We start from the raw sequence: 17,720 nt of genomic DNA on the forward strand, positions 1-17,720 counted from the left end.
AAATTAGCCTGCCAGCGGGGCGGGCTAGCGTTAGCGTTCACCGCGCAGCAATGCAAGGCCCAAGGTGACCAGATAACCGAGTATCAAAAATCCTATAGCGCCGATTAATTTCATTATGCCGCTATCAAACATGAACAACGAAAGAAGTGATGCCAACGAGGCGAAACCAATCACTGTAGCTGCCAGCGCATGAGATACACTAACTCCCACATACCTGGCGAACTTTGCCAGGCAATATTTTACAGAGTTCATTTTCGATCGTCCTGCACATTGCCGGATGGCTGTTGATAAATTTAATATAAGGTTCGAGCTGACCCTCTACTAAAAAATAAATCATATCAAGGTCTTGTATCGACACCTTGTAATATGTCTGCGGATAGTCTCGCCGCAAACGGCGAGAGGCCTCTGCGGCTTCCTCAATGAGTCCCTGCCACATCAGAACATTGAGCGGCACCGAAACGCCAAATCGAACGAACTCACGATATACGGGTGCCGATGTCACATGGCGTAACATTATTGAGCCAGCTGTATATGCCAGTGCAAATTGCGCTGCAGTCTTTCCAGCAAAATGCCCTACACCATAATTTATCTTACTGTTTATGGCTGCCCGTCCTGAGTCGTTCATTTTTTGATAAAATTCAACCATGACTAACTCAATCAGGCGACGCAACGGCTCCTCCTTGTCTCCCAGCGATTTAACCAACCTGATAAACCGTTCTGTTTCTCGCTGATTTCTGTCCCTAAGGCCATCACCTGCCGCGCCGCTACCCTGCCAGGTTCTGACTAGTCCACGTCCCATCAATCCGGGTATACTGGAAATGCCATCAGCTATCCCACGTGCTACCATTTTTGCATCCATACAATTATCTCCTGATAAAAATCACACTGACGGTATCGCTAGTTGTGCATTGATTCAATAACCCTGACGCAATGATTTGCAAGGTTGTTACAGTGCTATGACTGATGTCTATCCTGCGCCAGGCCTGACCCGAACGTCTCTGACAGCAATTATCATGCGTCATACGCGATCCTAACTTGATCCTCGCGCAATCGGATAGATTCTTTTAAAAAACATTAAGTTATACGAAAGGCTACCAGCGCGCGGCGCGCCTGTTTTTGCAAAAACCTGCGAAACGTTGCGCAGATTGCAAAACCCCGCGTACCGCCGCCGCCCAGCACTGGCGCGGGCTGGCAGTGCCTTAATCACACAGGCGGGGCAGTGGGTATGCGGTGCCCCGGCCATGTCCACAAAGTGTCCACAGTGTCCACATAACGTCCACATTCAGGACATTTAGAAACCGTTCCAGACCGTTCCAACATTTCTACAGGGGGTTGTTTTGAAAGGAAATTACAGCTAAGTCGTTGATAAAAAAAAACCCCACATCATGTGGGGGAAGACAGGGATGGTGTCTATGGCAAGGAAAAAAGGGATATTCTGCTACTGGTTACTGCCTGTGCTACTTACAGCCTGCAGCGGTGTAACGTGCTGCGCTTCCGTCAGGCGGCGCATTTCGTTTATGCGCTGCTGATGCTTCTGATTCAGAACGGCTTGCTGCGTCGGCGTCAGCAGGTGATACATCTGGTAGCGCACTCGCGCCATCTCTACCTGCCGTGCTACTTCAGCCTGAGCAATTTTGTCGACGCGGGCTTTATAGGCCGCCTCATCAAATTTATCTGCAATAATCATTGCGTGCAGCTGTTCTAAATCGTTAATACTTATGGGAGAACGCTCATGACGAGCCTGCTGCATCAGATCCCGTAACTGCTGGCGCTGCTGTTCGGTAAGATCGATGCCATCAAACATGTGGTTTTGCGGAACTTGCGCCATACTGCCTGGCACTGCGCTACCCCGATGCATCTCGTCAAACGTCGTCACATCTGTAGCCCATGCGGCGGAGAAGCTGAGTATCAGCGCCGGAACCACAACGACGGCGGTAACTTTGCGCATCGTTAACTCCCAGGTTGGTTTCCATATTTCGATTCAACGAAAATCAGTCTACGGGGGCAGCTGCAAACATGCGTCAGGGGGTGTAAAACTACGTAAAGTCATGGATTGCGGGCATTCGTTCACGGTATTTTGCCTGTGGAGGGCGATAAAAAATGAATAAAATCCTGTTGGTTGACGACGATCGCGAATTGACTTCGCTATTGAAAGAATTGCTTGAAATGGAAGGGTTCGACGTACTGGTAGCCGGCGACGGCGAACAGGCACTGGCCCTGTTGGATAGTTCTGTCGATCTGTTACTTCTCGACGTTATGATGCCCAAAAAGAACGGTATTGATACCCTGAAAGAGCTGCGTCAGCAGCATCAAACGCCGGTTATCATGCTGACCGCGCGCGGTAGCGAGCTGGATCGCGTTCTGGGGCTGGAACTGGGTGCGGATGACTATCTGCCTAAGCCCTTCAACGATCGCGAACTGGTGGCCCGCATACGCGCAATTTTACGCCGCTCCAACTGGAGTGAACAGCAGCAACAGCACGACAGCGGTTCCCCAACGCTGGAGGTTGACCATCTGCGCCTGAATCCGGGGCGTCAGGAGGCCAGCTTTGACGACGTCACGCTGGATTTAACCGGTACCGAGTTTACGCTGCTCTATCTGCTCGCGCAGCATCTGGGCCAGGTCGTCTCTCGCGAACACCTGAGCCAGGAAGTGTTAGGCAAACGCTTAACGCCGTTTGACCGCGCCATCGATATGCATATTTCCAATCTGCGCCGCAAGCTGCCGGACCGCAAGGATGGACATCCCTGGTTTAAAACGCTGCGCGGTCGGGGCTATCTGATGGTCTCCGCTACATGATATCGAGCCTGACTACCCGCATCTTTGCCATTTTTTGGCTGACCCTGGCGCTGGTGCTGATGCTGGTGCTGATGGTGCCCAAACTGGATACCCGTCAGATGACGCCGCTGCTTGATAATGAGCAGCGGCAGGGCACCATGATAGAACAACACGTCGAGGCGGAGCTGATGCAGGATCCGCCCAACGATTTAATGTGGTGGCGCAGGCTGTTTCGCGCCATCGACAAGTGGGCGCCGCCGGGTCAGCGCCTGCTGCTGGTGACGAGCGAAGGCCGCGTCATCGGCGCGCAGCATAACGAGATGCAGGTTATCCGTAACTTTATCGGCCAGTCCGATAACGCCGATCACCCGCAGAAAAAGAAATATGGCCGCACAGAGATGCTCGGGCCGTTTTCCGTGCGCGATGGCGAAGACAGCTATCAGCTCTATCTGATCAGACCTGCCGGCAGTTCGCAGCTGGATTTTATCAACCTGCTGTTTGACCGCCCGCTGCTGCTGCTGATAGTCACCATGCTGATCAGCTCGCCGCTGCTGCTCTGGCTGGCGTGGAGCCTGGCGAAACCGGCGCGCAAACTGAAACACGCGGCCGATGACGTGGCCGCCGGCAATCTGCGGCAACGCCCTGAGCTCGAATCTGGCCCGCAGGAGTTTCTCGCCGCCGGTTCCAGCTTCAACCAGATGGTGAGCGCGCTGGAGCGAATGATGACCGCGCAGCAGCGTCTGTTGTCCGATATCTCGCACGAGCTGCGCACGCCGCTGACGCGATTACAGCTGGCTACCGCGCTGATGCGTCGTCGCCAGGGTGAAGGTAAAGAGCTACAGCGCATTGAGATGGAGGCGCAAAGGCTGGACGGCATGATCAACGATCTGCTGGTGCTGTCGCGCACCCAGCATAAGAACGCGCTGGTCAGCGAAGCCATGAAGGCCAATCATCTCTGGTCAGGCGTGCTGGACGACGCCCGGTTTGAAGCGGAGCAGATGGGCAAAACGCTGGAAGTCCCCTATCCGCCAGGGCCGTGGCCGCTTTACGGCAACCCGAGCGCGCTGGATAGTGCGCTGGAAAATATCGTTCGTAACGCGCTGCGCTATTCTCATAGCCGTATCGTAGTCAGCTTTTCCGTGGATAAACAGGGTATTACCATCCATGTGGATGATGATGGCCCGGGCGTCAGCGCGGAAGATCGCGAGCAGATTTTCCGGCCGTTTTACCGTACCGACGAGGCGCGCGACCGTGAATCTGGCGGCACCGGCCTGGGGCTGGCGATTGTGGAAACCGCCATTCAGCAACATCGCGGCTGGGTGAAAGCAGATGACAGCCCGCTTGGCGGACTGCGACTGACGCTCTGGCTGCCGCTCTATACCAGCAACAGCTGAATTTGCTATGCTGCGGCCCTTGTGAACGAGGGCCGCTGCTGATGCTGAATATCGTACTTTTTGAACCTGAAATCCCCCCAAACACGGGCAATATTATTCGTCTGTGTGCCAATACAGGCTTTCGCCTGCATCTGATTGAGCCGCTGGGTTTTACCTGGGATGATAAGCGTCTGCGCCGGGCTGGTCTGGATTACCATGAATTCACCGCCATCCAGCGTCACGCCGACTATGCGGCTTTTCTGGCAGCCGAACAGCCGCAGCGCCTGTTTGCGTTGACCACCAAGGGCACGCCCGCGCACAGCGCCGTAAGCTATCAGAAAGGGGATTATTTGCTATTCGGCCCGGAAACGCGCGGCCTGCCCAAAGAGATCCTGGACGCGCTGCCTGCGGCGCAGAAAATTCGTATTCCAATGCAGCCGGACAGCCGCAGCATGAACCTGTCGAATGCGGTTTCCGTGGTGGTTTATGAAGCGTGGCGCCAGCTGGACTATGCGGGCGCGCTGATTAAAAGCTAAATACCGTCGCCGAACTCAAAGCCCGGCACCATACCGTTGAAGTGCTGATCCATCTCCATTGACGGTTTGTCGCTACTGGGTTTGCCGACGATGCGCGCCGGTACGCCGGCCGCCGTGGTATGCGGCGGCACGGGCTGTAGCACCACGGAACCGGCGCCGATTTTGGCACCGCGTCCCACTTCAATATTGCCCAGCACTTTCGCGCCTGCGCCAATCATCACGCCTTCGCGGATTTTAGGATGACGGTCGCCGCTGGTCTTGCCCGTCCCGCCCAGCGTCACCGATTGCAGGATAGAAACATCATCTTCAATCACGGCGGTTTCGCCCACGACAATGCCTGTGGCGTGGTCGAGCATGATGCCGCGCCCGATCTTCGCGGCCGGATGAATATCCACGGCAAAAGAGACAGAGATTTCGTTTTGCAGATAGATGGCCAGCGCACGGCGGCCTTCATTCCACAGCCAGTGGCCGATACGGTAAGCCTGTAGAGCATGAAACCCTTTCAGGTAGAGCAGGGGCGTAGAGTATTTATCGATGGCGGGATCGCGCTGGCGTACGGCCTGAATGTCGCAGGCGGCCGACTGGATCATAGAGGCGTCCTGCTTATAGGCCTCCTGGACGATCTCGCGGATGGCGATAGCGGGCATGATTGGGTTAGCCAGCTTGTTAGCCAGCATATAGCTCAGCGCGCTCCCCAGATCATCGTGCTTTAACAAGGTAGCGTGGTAAAAACTGGCCAGCATCGGCTCGCCTTCCGCCAGCGCCCGCGCTTCCTCTTTGATATAATCCCAGACCACCCCGGGCTCTACACACGGCATTACTCTACTCCCCATCAAATAACAGAATACTGCGGCGCTTCCCTGTCTCAGCTGATGCTGTTTTCGTCTTTCCGTGTACGCCCAAGCAGGCTTAATGCTGCCTCCCGCGCGTTCTTTTCGCAATACAATACCTGATAAATTTGCTCGGTTATCGGCATCTCCACGCCGCAGCGTGCGGCCAGCGCCCTCACCTCTTTGGTATTTCGGAATCCTTCCACTACCTGCCCGATAGTATTTTGCGCCGCCGTTACGTCCATTCCCTTCCCCAGCATCATGCCGAAGCGGCGGTTGCGCGACTGATTATCGGTACAGGTCAGCACCAGATCGCCCAGTCCCGCCATGCCCATAAAGGTGGCGGGATCGGCCCCCAGCGCTACGCCCAGCCGGGTCATCTCCGCCAGGCCCCGGGTAATCAGCGCCGTTCTGGCGTTGGCGCCAAAGCCGATACCGTCAGAAATACCCGCGCCGATGGCGATAACGTTTTTTACCGCGCCGCCAAGCTGCACGCCGGTGAAATCGGGGTTGTTATAAACGCGAAAGCTTTTGCCGCAGTGGAGCAGCTGCTGTAAATCGTCGGCAAATTCCGCATCCGTCGCGGCCAGCGCGATCGCTGTCGGCATGCCCGCCGCCAGCTCTTTGGCAAAGGTCGGGCCGGACACAATCGCCAGCGGCAGATCGTCGCCCAGGATTTCGCGCGCCACGTCCTGCAGCAGCCGCCCGGTCTCTTTTTCAAGCCCTTTGGTGGCCCAGACAATGCGGGAGTCGCTGCGCAGGTGCGGTTTAATTTGTTGTAACAGATCGCCGAACACATGGCTGGGCACAACCACCAGCAGATCGCGGCTGGCGGCAATAGCCGTCGCCAGGTCGCTCTCAAGGCTCAGCGAATCGGGAAAAGGAACATCGGGCAGAAAAGCCGCATTGCAGCGGTCAGCCTGGAGCTGCGCCAGATGCTGTGGGTTATGGCCCCACATCACCACGTCGTGTCCGTTACGGGCCAGCGTGATAGCCAGGGCGGTGCCGTACGAGCCGGCACCGAGTACACTCATTGAGGCAGGCATTATGCATCCTGTTGCGGAGCGGCGCCTTCACCTGACTGCTGCTGCAGATAGTTCATAAACAGCGCGTCAAAGTTAACCGGCGCCAGGTTAAGCTGCGGGAAGGTCCCACGGGAAACCAGGCTGGTAATGCATTCGCGCGCATAAGGGAACAGGATGTTCGGGCAGTATGCGCCCAGGCAATGCGCCATCTGGTTGCCGTCAATGCCGGCCACGGAGAAGATGCCCGCCTGCTGCACTTCGCACAGGAAAGCCGTATCTTCGCCCACGGTGGCGGTCACGGTTACGCGCAGAACCACTTCGTATACGTCATCAGCCAGCAGAGTGGATGCCGTATCCAGATCCAGTTTCACTTCTGGTTCCCACTCTTTCTGGAAAACCTGCGGCGCATTTGGTGCTTCAAAAGAGACGTCTTTAGTATAGATACGCTGGATCTGGAAAGACATCTCGGTGTTATTTTGTTCTGACATTTTAAAATCCTATGGGTTAATAATCCGTTATTGCGCCACTTGCCCGCGTTACTGCAGCAGCGGGTCGAGGCCCTGGCGGCCCTCGAGGGCATAGAGGTCGTCACAGCCGCCAATATGCTGTGCATCGATGAAAATCTGCGGAACGGTGGTACGGCCGCTGCGTTTGATCATCTCTTCGCGCTTCTCAGCGTCGCCGTCGATAGCGATTTCCTGGAACGCTACGCCTTTCTGAGCCAGCAGCGCTTTGGCGCGATGACAGAAAGGACAGGTTGCTTTGGTGTAGATCTCAACGTTTGCCATACCTTCGTCTCCAGAAATTATTTGCCACGCACCAGCGGAAGGTTTTCACCGCTCCAGCCAGCCACGCCGTCTTTCAGAATGAAAACCTGTTCAAAACCGGCGGCGTTCAGCTGCGCAGCAGGATCGGCTGCAGAAACGCCGTTAGCGCACACCACGATAACCGGCTTGGTTTTGTGTTTTTCCAGTTCGCCAAAGCTGCCCTTTTTGATATCGGCAGCCAGCACGTTGATCGCGTTAGAAATATGGCCTTTACGGAAGTCATCGCGCCCGCGCACGTCCACTACCACGGCTTCTTCTTTATTAATCAGACGCGTTGCTTCGCCGCGACTGATGGTTTTTACCTTGGAGAACATGCCCTTAACAGTGGTCACGATCACCAAAACCAGCAGGACGACCCATGCCAGACTAAGAAGGGTATGATTGCCTGCGAACTGCATAATATCTTGCATGAGGGGTAACAACTCCCGAAAGGGTTAATAAGCGAAAACAAGGCTTCTGAGTATACCTGCCAGGCGTTTCATGTACAGACGCGATGCCGTCAGAGTTGCTTTTTCTGCGGCAAATTTCCCAAAAAAATTGGCTTATGTCATAAACGTTCGATCCGAAGGTTAACGCAGCAATCCTGACTGGCGATTAATTGCGCAGCGACCCTCTTTGCGTCTGCGCTTTCCGGTCAGCCGCCTCGCTTTGTCACCGATGGAAACGCAAAACCCGCCGGCGAGGCTGGTAAGGCGCTGTTCATCGTGGAATAATCCTCCTCCTATGAGGGAAAAAGCGACAGTTTCATATCAACGAACCCCAGCTAACGGATTGGCCTCTGCACCCCCGTTACGATCGGGCATGTTCACGCTGTCAGCCAGCCTGTTTTGCGCTGGCCTGCTTCTGCTGCCCGCTATCGGCCACGCAGACGACACGAAATCCGCGCTCTCCAGCCTGCGTGCCGATATCGCCGCCAAAGAAAAAAGCGTTCAGCAGCAAAAACAGCAGCGCAGCAAGCTGCTCGACCAGCTGCAAAGCCAGGAAAAAATCATTGCCCAGGCCAGCCGACAGCTGCGTGAAACCCAGCGTACGCTTGGCGCGCTCAATGGCGAGATCGCGGCGCTTACCGCCTCGATCGGCAAACTGCAAACCCAGCAGGCGAAGCAGGAAAAAATGCTGGCCGAGCAGCTGGACGCCGCCTTTCGCCAGGGCCAGCACAACGGTTTACAGCTGCTGCTGAGCAGCGAAGAGAGCCAGCGTAGCGAACGTATCCTGGCCTACTTTGGCTACCTGAACGATGCGCGCCAGAAATCGATCGACGATCTGAAAAAAACGCGCAGCGATCTCTCTTCCCAGAAAACCTCGCTGGTCGACAAGCAGGCGAAGCAGAAAGCGATGCTTTCGCAGCAGGAAGTCCAGCAGCAGAAGCTGGAAAGCGCTCGTGCGGCGCGCCAGAAAACGCTGACCACGCTGGAATCCTCGCTGGAGAAAGACCAGGCGCAGCTGGAAGAGATGCGGGCGAACGAGAGCCGCCTGCGCGATAAGATCGCCAAAGCGGAGCGGGAAGCCCGCGCCAGAGCCGAAAAAGAGGCCAAAGAAGCGCAGCGCGTGCGCGAACGCGAGGCGCAGGCGAAAAGCAAAGGCACCACCTATAAACCCACCGAGGGCGAGCGCTCGCTGATGGCGAGAACCGGCGGTCTGGGCAGGCCCGGCGGCCAGCTGCTGTGGCCAGTGCGCGGCACCCTTGAGCACCGTTTCGGCGAGCAGTTGCAGGGTGAACTGCGCTGGAAAGGACTGGTGATCGACGCGCCGGAAGGCCGGGAAGTCAAAGCCGTTGCCGACGGTCGCGTGCTGATGGCGGACTGGCTACAGGGCTATGGTCTGGTGGTGGTGGTGGAACATGGCAAAGGCGATATGAGCCTGTACGGCTACAATCAGAGCGCGCTGGTCAGCGTGGGCGCTCAGGTCAGGGCAGGCCAGCCGATTGCGCTGGTCGGCACCAGCGGCGGGCGCGGCACGCCTTCGCTCTATTTTGAAATCCGCCGCCAGGGACAGGCCGTTAATCCACTTCCGTGGTTGGGAAAATAACTTTTGTCTTATCTTTATAAATTCAGCGGCGCGCTGACGGGTCTGCTGATGGCCTGTTCGGCGCACGCGGGTAAACTCGCTATCGTCATTGACGATTTTGGCTATCGTCCGGCGCAGGAAAACCAGGTATTACAAATGCCGGCAGCCATTTCCGTGGCGGTATTGCCGGACGCTACCCATGCTCATGAAATGGCAACGAAAGCCCACCAGCGGGGACATGAGGTGCTGATCCATCTGCCGATGGCGCCGCTCAGCAAACAGCCGCTGGAAAAAAACACGCTGCGCCCGGACATGTCCAGCGAAGAGGTAGAGCGGATTATCCGGGAGGCCGTGGCTAAAGTTCCCTACGCCGTGGGGCTGAACAACCATATGGGCAGCGCGATGACTTCCAGCCTGCCGGGCATGCAGAAAGTGATGCAGGTGCTGAACCACTACAACTTTTATTTTCTCGACAGCATGACCATCGGCAACAGTCAGTCGACCCGTGCCGCAGCGGGCACCAGCGTTAAAGTGATTAAGCGCCGCGTCTTTCTGGACGATACGCAAAACGAAACCGATATTCGCAAACAGTTTTTGCGCGCGGTGCATCTGGCCCAGCGCGACGGCTCCGCGATTGCTATTGGACACCCACACCCGACTACGGTGAAAGTACTGCAACAGATGCTGCCGACGCTGCCAGCCGATATCACGCTGGTCAGTCCGGGTCAGCTGCTGAACGAGCCACAAAACGCAGGCCGTCAGGCGCCGCCGACCGTCGCGAAACCGACGCCGCCGCGTAATCCGTTCAAGGGCGTGAAAGCCTGCCCGGGCAAGCCTGAATTTGTGCCGGCCAGCCGCGCGCTGAACGCCATAACGGAAAGCCTCGCCGACAGCGCGGGCGTCCGCTATATCAATACTTACTTTTCCGGCCTGAAGCTGGAACTGGGCAACGATTAATCTTCATGCCGCATCACGTCGGCTAAACGAGTCTGGAAGCGGCATGATGGCGCCACAGCGTAAAAAAATTCTGTTACTGGATACCGGCAATGAATGGGGCGGCGGCACCAACAGTATGCTGGAGCTGCTGAAGCGTATCGATCGCAGCCAGTTCGATATCCGCTGCTGCTTTTACCATAACTACCGGCGCGGCAGCGGGGATTCCATTGAGCAGGTGCTGGCTTCGCTGGCTATCCCCGTTACCTTTATTGCCCAGCGCAAACAGCCGCGCTGGGCGAAGCTGCTTAAAGAGCTGCTGCGTTCGCTGGTGTTTTTCCATCGCGGCCTGCGGCTGAAAGCCACACGTTTTGTCGATAAGCTATGGCGCATCCGGCCCAACGCCCGCGCTATTCGCCAGCTGCTTATTCAGCAACAGAGCGATATGTTGTATATGAATAATCAGCCCGGCTCCAACGCCGAAGGCTATCTGGCTGCCCGCGATCTGCCCGTCAGCGTGGTGCAGCACTGCCGTATTGAGCCGGTGCTGGATCGCGAGCTGGTTGCGATGGTCAACCGGCGCGCCGATGCGGTTATCGCCGTCTCCAACGGCGTACGCGAAGTGTTGCTGGCCAACGGCGTAGCGGCGGAAAAATGCCTTACCGTTTTTAACGCCATCGATATTTATCAACCGTTACCGGAACGGGCCGCCATGCGCCGGCAGCTGCCGGACGTAACCGACGATACCTTTGTTTTCGGCAGTATCGGCTCGCTGATTGCCAGAAAATCCAATCACCATACCTTGCAGGCGTTGGCGAAGTTTGCCGCTGCTTTTCCCAAAGCCGACTGGCGTATGGTGATATTGGGCGAAGGGCCGGAGCTGGCGGCACTGCAGCAGCAGGCGGCGCAGGCCGGGATTCAGGATCGCGTGATTTTTACCGGTTTTCGCAGCAACCCGCTGGATTATCTGGCTGCTTTCGACGTTTTTATTCTGGCGTCGAAAAGCGAAGGCCTGCCGCGCGTGGTGTTGGAAGCGATGCTGCTCAACACCGCTGTAATCGGTTCAAAAGTCACCGGCACGGCGGAGCTTATTGAGCATAACAAAACCGGCCTGCTGTTTGATTATGGCGATACGCAGGGCCTGTTCAAACAGATGGAAACGCTGTGGCTTGATGCTGAAAAGCGCCAGCAGCTTCTGCGCCAGGCAAACCAGCACGTCAAAGAACACTATGCCATTGAGCACTACGTCTCTGGCGTGGAAACCATTTTGAAAACTGCGGCTTATGGAAACTCATCGCATGTTTGAATTTTTGAACCCCCGATTTCGGCATATTCGCGCACGGCATAATATTTCGTATCAACAGCCAGAAGTTCAGGGCGCTGTTCCGGTGACCTCTGTTGTTATTCCTTGTACGGGCGCGGATTTTGTTGAAGAGGCCAGGCTGAGCGCGCTGTTCGCCTCGCGCTTCGCGCCTGCGGCACAGGAAATCGTCATCGTCAGCGACCAGCCTGTCGAAGCTTTCGGCCAGCTGCCGGAGAAAACGCGCGTGGTGACGCTGGATGTGCCCGTGCGGGAAGAGAGCTATCGTTATAAGCAAATTTACCGCAGTCGCCTGATCAAAATACAAGCGCCTTTGTATGCCGAGACGGACGGCATTTTGATGATCGATTCCGATCTCAACTTACTGAAAATGCCGGAAATCAACGTGCGGGACAACCATCTCTATTCCAGCTTCCGTCAGGGGAAAATGGCCGCCAAGCTGATGAGCGCGCCGGAAGAAAAACGCCCGGCGTACTATCGGCACACCATCCGACCTTTTTTGCAGGATCATGCCAACAGCGCCTTTCTCGTTGCTACCCGGTCGACCTGGAAACGCCTCTGTCCGTTGTGGCTGGCGATGTTTAAAGATACCTGGGAAATTCTGGATGATTCGCAGCCGCCGACCGATCAGCTGCCGCTGGCCGCGCTTCTGGATCTGCTGGATTTCAAAACGGTTAATTTAGGTGACTGGGTAAACTGGCCGGTTTCTAAAAAAATCGGCGGCACTACAGCAGCCATTCCCAAAGAAGTAGTGGGCGCGCACGGCGGGTTCCCGCTGGACGAATGGCAAAAATATTTGCAATCCCCTGATACGCCGCTGACGTTCAAGGGCCAGGATTATACCCGCAAAGTACGCTATCTGACCGACGCGGAAAAGCTGAAGTAGTTTGCCGCCTCCGGCCGGAATTTACCTTCTCTTACGGAGTCATCCGGCTGTTTGAGGCGGGCTGAGATGTTATGATATCAGGCATTAGCGCGTGAACTTTGTGTTTCACCCACATTCTTAAAGGTTAAAACTCATGATTATCGTCACTGGCGGCGCGGGATTTATCGGTAGTAACATCATCAAAGCGCTGAATGACAAAGGCCACACCGATATTCTGGTGGTCGACAACCTGAAAGACGGCACCAAATTCGCCAACCTGGCGGATCTGAATATTGCCGATTATATGGATAAAGAAGATTTCCTGATCGCCATTCTGGCCGATGAAGACTTTGGCGACGTCGAGGCGGTTTTCCACGAAGGCGCCTGCTCTTCCACCACCGAGTGGGACGGCAAATACATGATGGATAACAACTATCAGTACTCCAAAGAGCTGCTGCACTACTGTCTTGAGCGTCAGATCCCTTTCCTGTACGCCTCTTCCGCCGCGACTTACGGCGGCCGCAACGATAACTTTATCGAAGAGCGTCAGTATGAGCAGCCGCTGAACGTCTACGGCTATTCCAAAATGCTGTTTGACCACTATGTACGTGAGATCCTGCCGGAAGCGCAGTCGCAGATTTGCGGCTTCCGCTACTTCAACGTGTATGGCCCGCGCGAAGGGCATAAAGGCAGCATGGCGAGCGTGGCTTTCCATCTGAACACCCAGCTGAACAACGGCGAAAATCCAAAACTGTTTGAAGGCAGCGATAACTTTAAGCGCGACTTTATCTATGTGGAAGACGTCGCCGCCGTCAATCTGTGGTTCTGGGAAAACGGCGTTTCCGGCATTTTTAACTGCGGAACCGGCCGTGCCGAATCTTTCCAGGAAGTGGCCGACGCCGCGCTGAATTTCCATCAGAAAGGCCAGATCGAATACATTCCTTTCCCGGAAAAACTGAAAGGACGTTACCAGGCCTATACGCTGGCGGACCTGACCAAACTGCGCGCGGCGGGCTACGATAAGCCGTTTAAAACCGTGGCAGAAGGCGTGGCCGAGTATATGGCCTGGCTGAATCGCAACGCGTAACGGGACGGATCCGGCAATGAAAATTTTGGTGATCGGGCCGTCCTGGGTCGGCGATATGATGATGTCGCAAAGCCTTTATCGCACGCTGAAACAGCGCTGGCCTGAAGCCACAATTGACGTGATGGCCCCCGCGTGGTGCCGTCCGCTGCTGTCGCGGATGCCGGAAGTCAACGAGGCGCTGGCGATGCCGCTGGGCCACGGCGCGTTGGCGCTGGGCGAGCGCCGCCGTCTGGGCCGCTCGCTGCGCGATAAGGGTTACGATCGCGCTTACGTCCTGCCCAACTCCTTTAAATCCGCGCTGGTGCCTTTCTTTGCCGATATCCAGACCCGTACAGGCTGGCGCGGCGAGATGCGCTACGGCCTGCTGAACGATATCCGCGTGCTGGATAAAGCCGCGTTTCCGTTGATGGTTGAGCGCTACGTCGCGCTGGCTTACGACAAAGCGCAGATCGCGAGCGCCAGCGATCTGCCGCAGCCGCTGCTCTGGCCGAAGCTGCTCGTCAACGAGCAGGAAAAGCAGGAAACCGCCGCCGCCTTCAGGCTGAGCGCGGAACGGCCGCTTATCGGCTTCTGTCCCGGCGCGGAATTCGGGCCGGCCAAGCGCTGGCCGCACTATCACTATGCCGCGCTGGCGCAGCAGCTGATCGACAGCGGCTATCAGATCGCGCTGTTTGGCTCGGCTAAAGATAAAGAGACCGGCGAGCAAATCCTGCAAAGCCTGGAAGAAAGCTCGCGCCAGCACTGCCATAATCTGGCTGGCGAAACCAAACTGGAGCAGGCGGTCATTCTGCTGGCGCACTGCCAGGCCGTGGTCAGCAACGACTCCGGCCTGATGCATATCGCCGCCGCGCTGGATCGCCCGCTCGTTGCGCTTTACGGCCCAAGCAGCCCGGACTTTACGCCGCCGCTGTCGCACAAAGCGCGCGTTATCCGGCTGATCACAGGCTATCACAAGGTCCGTAAAGGCGATGCGGAAGAAGGCTATCACCAGAGCCTGATAGATATTAAGCCGCAGCGCGTGGCGGAAGAGCTGTCGGCGCTGCTGGGTCAGCCTCTGGAGGCTGTATGCACGTCCTGATTGTAAAAACCTCCTCAATGGGCGATGTCCTGCACACGCTGCCCGCCCTCACCGACGCCATGCGGGCTATCCCCGGCATCCGTTTCGACTGGGTTGTAGAAGAAGGTTTCGCACAAATCCCCTCCTGGCATCCGGCGGTTGATCGGGTTATCCCCGTGGCAATCCGCCGCTGGCGCAAACACTGGTTCGGCAGCGAAGTGCGCGAAGAACGCTTTCTGTTCAAGCGCGAAGTACAGTCGCGCCAGTATGACATGGTGATTGACGCGCAGGGCCTGATCAAAAGCGCCGCGCTGGTGACGCGCATCGCTAAAGGCGTCAAGCATGGTCAGGACAGCCGCAGCGCGCGCGAACCTTTCGCCAGCTGGTGGTATGACCAACGCCATGAAATCAATAAGCAGCAGCATGCCGTGCAGCGCACGCGCGAGCTGTTTGCCAAAAGCCTGAATTATCCGCTGCCGGAGACGCCTGGCGATTACGCTATCGCGCAACATTTTATGCGTGAGCCTTCGCCGGATGACGGCCGCTATCTGGTCTTCCTGCACGCCACCACGCGCGATGAAAAGCACTGGCCGGAAGCGCAGTGGCGTGAGCTGATTACGCTGCTGAACGGCAGCGGCCTGCGGATCAAATTGCCGTGGGGCGCGGAACATGAGCACCAGCGCGCGCAGCGGCTGGCGGCTGGCTTCGACTATGTGGAAGTGCTGCCCAAACTTACGCTGGAGCAAGTGGCGCGCACGTTGGCGGGCGCCGCCGCGGTAGTGTCGGTAGATACGGGGCTTAGCCATTTAACGGCGGCGCTGGATCGCCCTAATATCACGCTGTATGGCCCCACCGATCCCGGCCTGATCGGCGGCTATGGCAAAAACCAGTTTGTACTGAAACCCGCGCAGGGCAATCGCATGGCGGATATTTCTGCCGAAAACGTGATGGCGCAGCTGATGCCGCTGCTGGGTTCCTCGCCGGAAGAAAAGTCATGAACAGCCCTGCGCTGAGCGTGCTGATTGCTGCCCATAACTGCAGCGAGACGCTGGCCGATACGCTGGAAAGCGTCGTCGCTTCGCTGGGCGCGGCAATCGATCGCGCAGAGATAGTCGTGGTTAACGACGCTTCCACGGATGCGACGCAGAGCATTATTGAGCGCTACGCGGCGCGGCTGCCGCAGCTTCGCAGCAGCCATACCGACTATCGCAACGTTGGCAAAGTGCGTAACCACGCGGTAGGCCTGGCGCGCGGCGATTATGTCTTAATGGTGGACGGCGACGATATGCTGCTGCCCGACGCGCTGGCGCACCGGCTGACGACGCTGCGCCAGACCTCGCCGGATATTCTGCTCAGTAAAATTATCGAAGTGCGGCACGCCTCGCCCACGGTGCAGTGGCAGCCTGCCGAGCCTGAGGAGCTGACCACGCATGATGCCGTAGAGCGCTTCCTGATCCATCGTGATTATCAGGCGCATTTTATCGGCCAGTTTTTCTCCCGCGCGCTTATTCAGCAGCACGCTTTTCCGGACTTTATCTGCTACGAAGATAGCTGGCTGTTTCCGCAGCTGCTGATGCAGAGCAAAAAAACGCTGTTTACCTCCGCCGGTTTTTATCTCTACCGTAAGCATGAGCAGAGCCTGTCGTCCGCTATTGATGCCGACAAAATTGCCTGCCTGATCGCCGCAACGGCGCATATGGACGAGGTTTTACCGCCGCGCTATGAGCATTTGATCACCTGCCACTGGCTGGATATCGCCAATCGCTACCATGCCGATCTGCGAGGAACCTCGCAGGGCGACAAAGTGAGAGCGCGGATCGCGCAGGTCGGCCTGGGGCGTTTTTTGCTGAACGGCAAAATCAGGACAAGTTATAAAAGGAAAATGCTGACGGTGAGAAAACGGGGCCTTTAACGGCCCCGTTTCTGTTCAGGTGCCGGCTTTCGCGGCAGCATACTCCGCCAGCGTCATGCCATGAGTGCGGCTTTGCAGCCAGCTGAACAGCTGCGCCAGATCGTCATAGAGCCGGTCAATATCGGCCGCCGTTTTAAAGGTCGGGCTGCCATCGGGCATAAACTCGCTGGAGTGCAGCATAAACTCTACGTAGTCAGCGCCTTCCGCCAGCGTTTTTTCCGCCAGGTCGATCATCTGCTGCGCGTTGCCGCCAGTCGGGCGCAGCCAGTAAACGGAAGGGCTGCGGCGCTTGCCGCGCAGGCGATCGTAGCCCTGTTTAACCGCATTCATCAGCCCGGAGTGCTTATAACGGATGGTCATCGGCACTTCCAGCAGCGGTGAATTGCCGGGCCGAGAAATATCTGCGCTATCGGGATGGTAAGCCGAGCGGGGAAAGTGCGTATAGTCCGTGCCGCCGTTGCCCTGCGGCGCGCCCGGGGAAAACCGCCAGTTAACGCCCGGCGTCACCGAGCAGTCAACCCGGTAGCCGTGTTCGACCAGCAGCTGAGCGTAATACTCGTTGAACGCCCAGCGTCCCGCACGGTGGCTGAGCATTTTAACGTTAAACGTCTCTTCCAGCAGCTCAGTCATAAAAGCGACTTTTTTGCGTATCTCTTCACGAGGGTATTCAATCAGATAGGGCTGATGCTGCCAGTCGTTGTCGGTTAATTCATAGGCTGGCGGGCTGTTCCAGGCGTGCAGATGCATGCCTACTTCGCCCTGGCCGCGAGCGATAACATCGCGGGCAAAATCGATATAAACCGGATCGACGGCCATTTCATAGTTCGTCAACCAGGTCGGTTTAAAGGTATATTTCTCGCAAAGCTGCTGAAAGCGGGCAAGCCAGGCGGCATTTTCGGTGGTCACCTGACCAGAGCGATTACGCCAGAGATTATCACCTTCCGTATCGATGGTGATTAAGAAAGCAGGTTTTTTCATGTCGATGCGGCGCTCCGCGTTAACCTCGTGTTAACTCTGCCGGTATGGTAACAGCGGCATGACGGGACGCAACAGTAATTGCAGCGCAACGGCGCGAAAGCGATTGGCTATGGCGCTATCTTTTTTATTTTTCTAAGATAAACAGATAAAACTGGCTCAGCCTGACAGGATCGGCAGGACAGCTTTACCGG

Annotated in this window: 19 protein-coding genes; 11 read left to right on the forward strand and 8 right to left on the reverse strand. The window is 56.7% G+C overall.

Annotated elements, in window-relative coordinates:
* Nucleotides 1–199 precede the first annotated feature (199 nt).
* A complete protein-coding gene (locus QZH36_RS20145) occupies nucleotides 200–859 on the reverse strand; it encodes an Ssp6 family T6SS pore-forming effector (protein WP_301730974.1) in 660 nt (219 codons plus the stop codon).
* Between the two features lie 579 nt (nucleotides 860–1,438).
* A complete protein-coding gene (gene cpxP / locus QZH36_RS20150; protein ID WP_253457037.1) occupies nucleotides 1,439–1,948 on the reverse strand; it encodes a cell-envelope stress modulator CpxP in 510 nt (169 codons plus the stop codon).
* Nucleotides 1,949–2,100: 152 nt separating this feature from the next.
* Between cpxP and cpxR the strand changes: the two genes are divergently transcribed.
* From cpxR to trmL, 3 genes are read left to right on the forward strand one after another with little or no spacing between them, the layout of a single operon-like run.
* Nucleotides 2,101–2,799, forward strand: a complete 699-nt coding sequence (gene cpxR / locus QZH36_RS20155; protein WP_125290597.1) for an envelope stress response regulator transcription factor CpxR — start codon at nucleotides 2,101–2,103, stop codon at nucleotides 2,797–2,799.
* Nucleotides 2,796–4,172, forward strand: a complete 1,377-nt coding sequence (gene cpxA / locus QZH36_RS20160) for an envelope stress sensor histidine kinase CpxA (RefSeq protein ID WP_125290598.1) — start codon at nucleotides 2,796–2,798, stop codon at nucleotides 4,170–4,172. Before cpxR ends, cpxA begins: the two co-directional genes overlap by 4 nt.
* Before the next feature lie 41 nt (nucleotides 4,173–4,213).
* Complete coding sequence (gene trmL, locus QZH36_RS20165) at nucleotides 4,214–4,687, forward strand: tRNA (uridine(34)/cytosine(34)/5-carboxymethylaminomethyluridine(34)-2'-O)-methyltransferase TrmL (protein ID WP_125290599.1); 474 nt, start codon at nucleotides 4,214–4,216, stop codon at nucleotides 4,685–4,687.
* Here the strand turns inward: trmL and cysE are convergent.
* The 5 genes from cysE to QZH36_RS20190 are packed head-to-tail and all read right to left on the reverse strand — an operon-like array spanning nucleotide 4,684 to nucleotide 7,779.
* Nucleotides 4,684–5,505, reverse strand: a complete 822-nt coding sequence (gene cysE, locus QZH36_RS20170; protein WP_253457035.1) for a serine O-acetyltransferase — start codon at nucleotides 5,503–5,505, stop codon at nucleotides 4,684–4,686. The genes trmL and cysE overlap by 4 nt on opposite strands.
* 47 nt (nucleotides 5,506–5,552) lie before the next feature.
* Nucleotides 5,553–6,563 (reverse strand): NAD(P)H-dependent glycerol-3-phosphate dehydrogenase, encoded by a 1,011-nt coding sequence (gene gpsA, locus QZH36_RS20175; RefSeq protein ID WP_301730975.1) that lies wholly within the window; start codon nucleotides 6,561–6,563, stop codon nucleotides 5,553–5,555.
* Nucleotides 6,563–7,030: a protein-export chaperone SecB gene (gene secB, locus QZH36_RS20180; RefSeq protein ID WP_125290602.1), complete on the reverse strand. Its 468-nt coding sequence runs from the start codon at nucleotides 7,028–7,030 to the stop codon at nucleotides 6,563–6,565. The genes gpsA and secB overlap by 1 nt, the downstream gene beginning before the upstream one ends.
* A 48-nt stretch (nucleotides 7,031–7,078) precedes the next feature.
* A complete protein-coding gene (grxC, locus tag QZH36_RS20185; RefSeq protein WP_125290603.1) occupies nucleotides 7,079–7,330 on the reverse strand; it encodes a glutaredoxin 3 in 252 nt (83 codons plus the stop codon).
* A gap of 17 nt (nucleotides 7,331–7,347) precedes the next feature.
* Nucleotides 7,348–7,779 (reverse strand): rhodanese-like domain-containing protein, encoded by a 432-nt coding sequence (locus QZH36_RS20190; protein ID WP_253457030.1) that lies wholly within the window; start codon nucleotides 7,777–7,779, stop codon nucleotides 7,348–7,350.
* A gap of 313 nt (nucleotides 7,780–8,092) precedes the next feature.
* Here QZH36_RS20190 and envC point away from each other — a divergent pair, with 313 nt between their 5' ends.
* The 8 genes from envC (at nucleotide 8,093) to QZH36_RS20230 (ending at nucleotide 16,551) form a co-directional block, all read left to right on the forward strand.
* The gene (gene envC, locus QZH36_RS20195) at nucleotides 8,093–9,397 is read left to right on the forward strand and encodes a murein hydrolase activator EnvC (protein ID WP_253457027.1); all 1,305 of its coding nucleotides are present in this window, start codon (nucleotides 8,093–8,095) and stop codon (nucleotides 9,395–9,397) included.
* Between the two features lie 48 nt (nucleotides 9,398–9,445).
* Entirely contained in the window at nucleotides 9,446–10,333 is an 888-nt protein-coding gene (locus QZH36_RS20200) for a divergent polysaccharide deacetylase family protein (protein ID WP_301731002.1), read from the forward strand.
* A 46-nt stretch (nucleotides 10,334–10,379) separates the two neighbouring features.
* Nucleotides 10,380–11,615, forward strand: coding sequence for a glycosyltransferase (locus QZH36_RS20205; protein ID WP_301252503.1), 1,236 nt, complete (start codon nucleotides 10,380–10,382; stop codon nucleotides 11,613–11,615).
* Entirely contained in the window at nucleotides 11,608–12,516 is a 909-nt protein-coding gene (locus QZH36_RS20210) for a hypothetical protein (RefSeq protein WP_253457024.1), read from the forward strand. Before QZH36_RS20205 ends, QZH36_RS20210 begins: the two co-directional genes overlap by 8 nt.
* A gap of 133 nt (nucleotides 12,517–12,649) precedes the next feature.
* Entirely contained in the window at nucleotides 12,650–13,582 is a 933-nt protein-coding gene (rfaD, locus tag QZH36_RS20215) for an ADP-glyceromanno-heptose 6-epimerase (protein WP_125290606.1), read from the forward strand.
* A gap of 16 nt (nucleotides 13,583–13,598) precedes the next feature.
* The gene (gene rfaF / locus QZH36_RS20220) at nucleotides 13,599–14,660 is read left to right on the forward strand and encodes an ADP-heptose--LPS heptosyltransferase RfaF (protein WP_253457021.1); all 1,062 of its coding nucleotides are present in this window, start codon (nucleotides 13,599–13,601) and stop codon (nucleotides 14,658–14,660) included.
* Complete coding sequence (gene rfaC / locus QZH36_RS20225) at nucleotides 14,648–15,637, forward strand: lipopolysaccharide heptosyltransferase RfaC (RefSeq protein ID WP_253457018.1); 990 nt, start codon at nucleotides 14,648–14,650, stop codon at nucleotides 15,635–15,637. The genes rfaF and rfaC overlap by 13 nt, the downstream gene beginning before the upstream one ends.
* Entirely contained in the window at nucleotides 15,634–16,551 is a 918-nt protein-coding gene (locus tag QZH36_RS20230; protein ID WP_301730976.1) for a glycosyltransferase family 2 protein, read from the forward strand. The genes rfaC and QZH36_RS20230 overlap by 4 nt, the downstream gene beginning before the upstream one ends.
* 15 nt (nucleotides 16,552–16,566) lie before the next feature.
* On the opposite strand, the gene QZH36_RS20235 is transcribed toward QZH36_RS20230, so the two are convergent.
* Nucleotides 16,567–17,529 (reverse strand): polysaccharide deacetylase family protein, encoded by a 963-nt coding sequence (locus QZH36_RS20235; RefSeq protein ID WP_125290610.1) that lies wholly within the window; start codon nucleotides 17,527–17,529, stop codon nucleotides 16,567–16,569.
* Between the last annotated feature and the right edge of the window lie 191 nt (nucleotides 17,530–17,720).

Source organism: Erwinia wuhanensis (assembly GCF_030484085.1).
GTDB classification, from domain to species: domain Bacteria; phylum Pseudomonadota; class Gammaproteobacteria; order Enterobacterales; family Enterobacteriaceae; genus Erwinia; species Erwinia aeris.

Bases quoted from the DNA above. Each gene is read 5' to 3' on its own strand.
- QZH36_RS20210 (WP_253457024.1), top strand. From the start codon at position 11,608: ATGTTTGAATTTTTGAACCCCCGATTTCGGCATATTCGCGCACGGCAT.
- cpxA (WP_125290598.1), top strand. From the start codon at position 2,796: ATGATATCGAGCCTGACTACCCGCATCTTTGCCATTTTTTGGCTGACC.
- QZH36_RS20200 (WP_301731002.1), top strand. From the start codon at position 9,446: ATGGCCTGTTCGGCGCACGCGGGTAAACTCGCTATCGTCATTGACGAT.
- QZH36_RS20190 (WP_253457030.1), bottom strand. From the start codon at position 7,779: ATGCAAGATATTATGCAGTTCGCAGGCAATCATACCCTTCTTAGTCTG.
- QZH36_RS20230 (WP_301730976.1), top strand. From the start codon at position 15,634: ATGAACAGCCCTGCGCTGAGCGTGCTGATTGCTGCCCATAACTGCAGC.
- envC (WP_253457027.1), top strand. From the start codon at position 8,093: ATGAGGGAAAAAGCGACAGTTTCATATCAACGAACCCCAGCTAACGGA.
- cysE (WP_253457035.1), bottom strand. From the start codon at position 5,505: ATGCCGTGTGTAGAGCCCGGGGTGGTCTGGGATTATATCAAAGAGGAA.
- QZH36_RS20145 (WP_301730974.1), bottom strand. From the start codon at position 859: ATGGATGCAAAAATGGTAGCACGTGGGATAGCTGATGGCATTTCCAGT.
- cpxP (WP_253457037.1), bottom strand. From the start codon at position 1,948: ATGCGCAAAGTTACCGCCGTCGTTGTGGTTCCGGCGCTGATACTCAGC.
- trmL (WP_125290599.1), top strand. From the start codon at position 4,214: ATGCTGAATATCGTACTTTTTGAACCTGAAATCCCCCCAAACACGGGC.
- rfaD (WP_125290606.1), top strand. From the start codon at position 12,650: ATGATTATCGTCACTGGCGGCGCGGGATTTATCGGTAGTAACATCATC.
- rfaC (WP_253457018.1), top strand. From the start codon at position 14,648: ATGCACGTCCTGATTGTAAAAACCTCCTCAATGGGCGATGTCCTGCAC.
- gpsA (WP_301730975.1), bottom strand. From the start codon at position 6,563: ATGCCTGCCTCAATGAGTGTACTCGGTGCCGGCTCGTACGGCACCGCC.
- QZH36_RS20205 (WP_301252503.1), top strand. From the start codon at position 10,380: ATGGCGCCACAGCGTAAAAAAATTCTGTTACTGGATACCGGCAATGAA.
- cpxR (WP_125290597.1), top strand. From the start codon at position 2,101: ATGAATAAAATCCTGTTGGTTGACGACGATCGCGAATTGACTTCGCTA.
- QZH36_RS20235 (WP_125290610.1), bottom strand. From the start codon at position 17,529: ATGAAAAAACCTGCTTTCTTAATCACCATCGATACGGAAGGTGATAAT.
- grxC (WP_125290603.1), bottom strand. From the start codon at position 7,330: ATGGCAAACGTTGAGATCTACACCAAAGCAACCTGTCCTTTCTGTCAT.
- secB (WP_125290602.1), bottom strand. From the start codon at position 7,030: ATGTCAGAACAAAATAACACCGAGATGTCTTTCCAGATCCAGCGTATC.
- rfaF (WP_253457021.1), top strand. From the start codon at position 13,599: ATGAAAATTTTGGTGATCGGGCCGTCCTGGGTCGGCGATATGATGATG.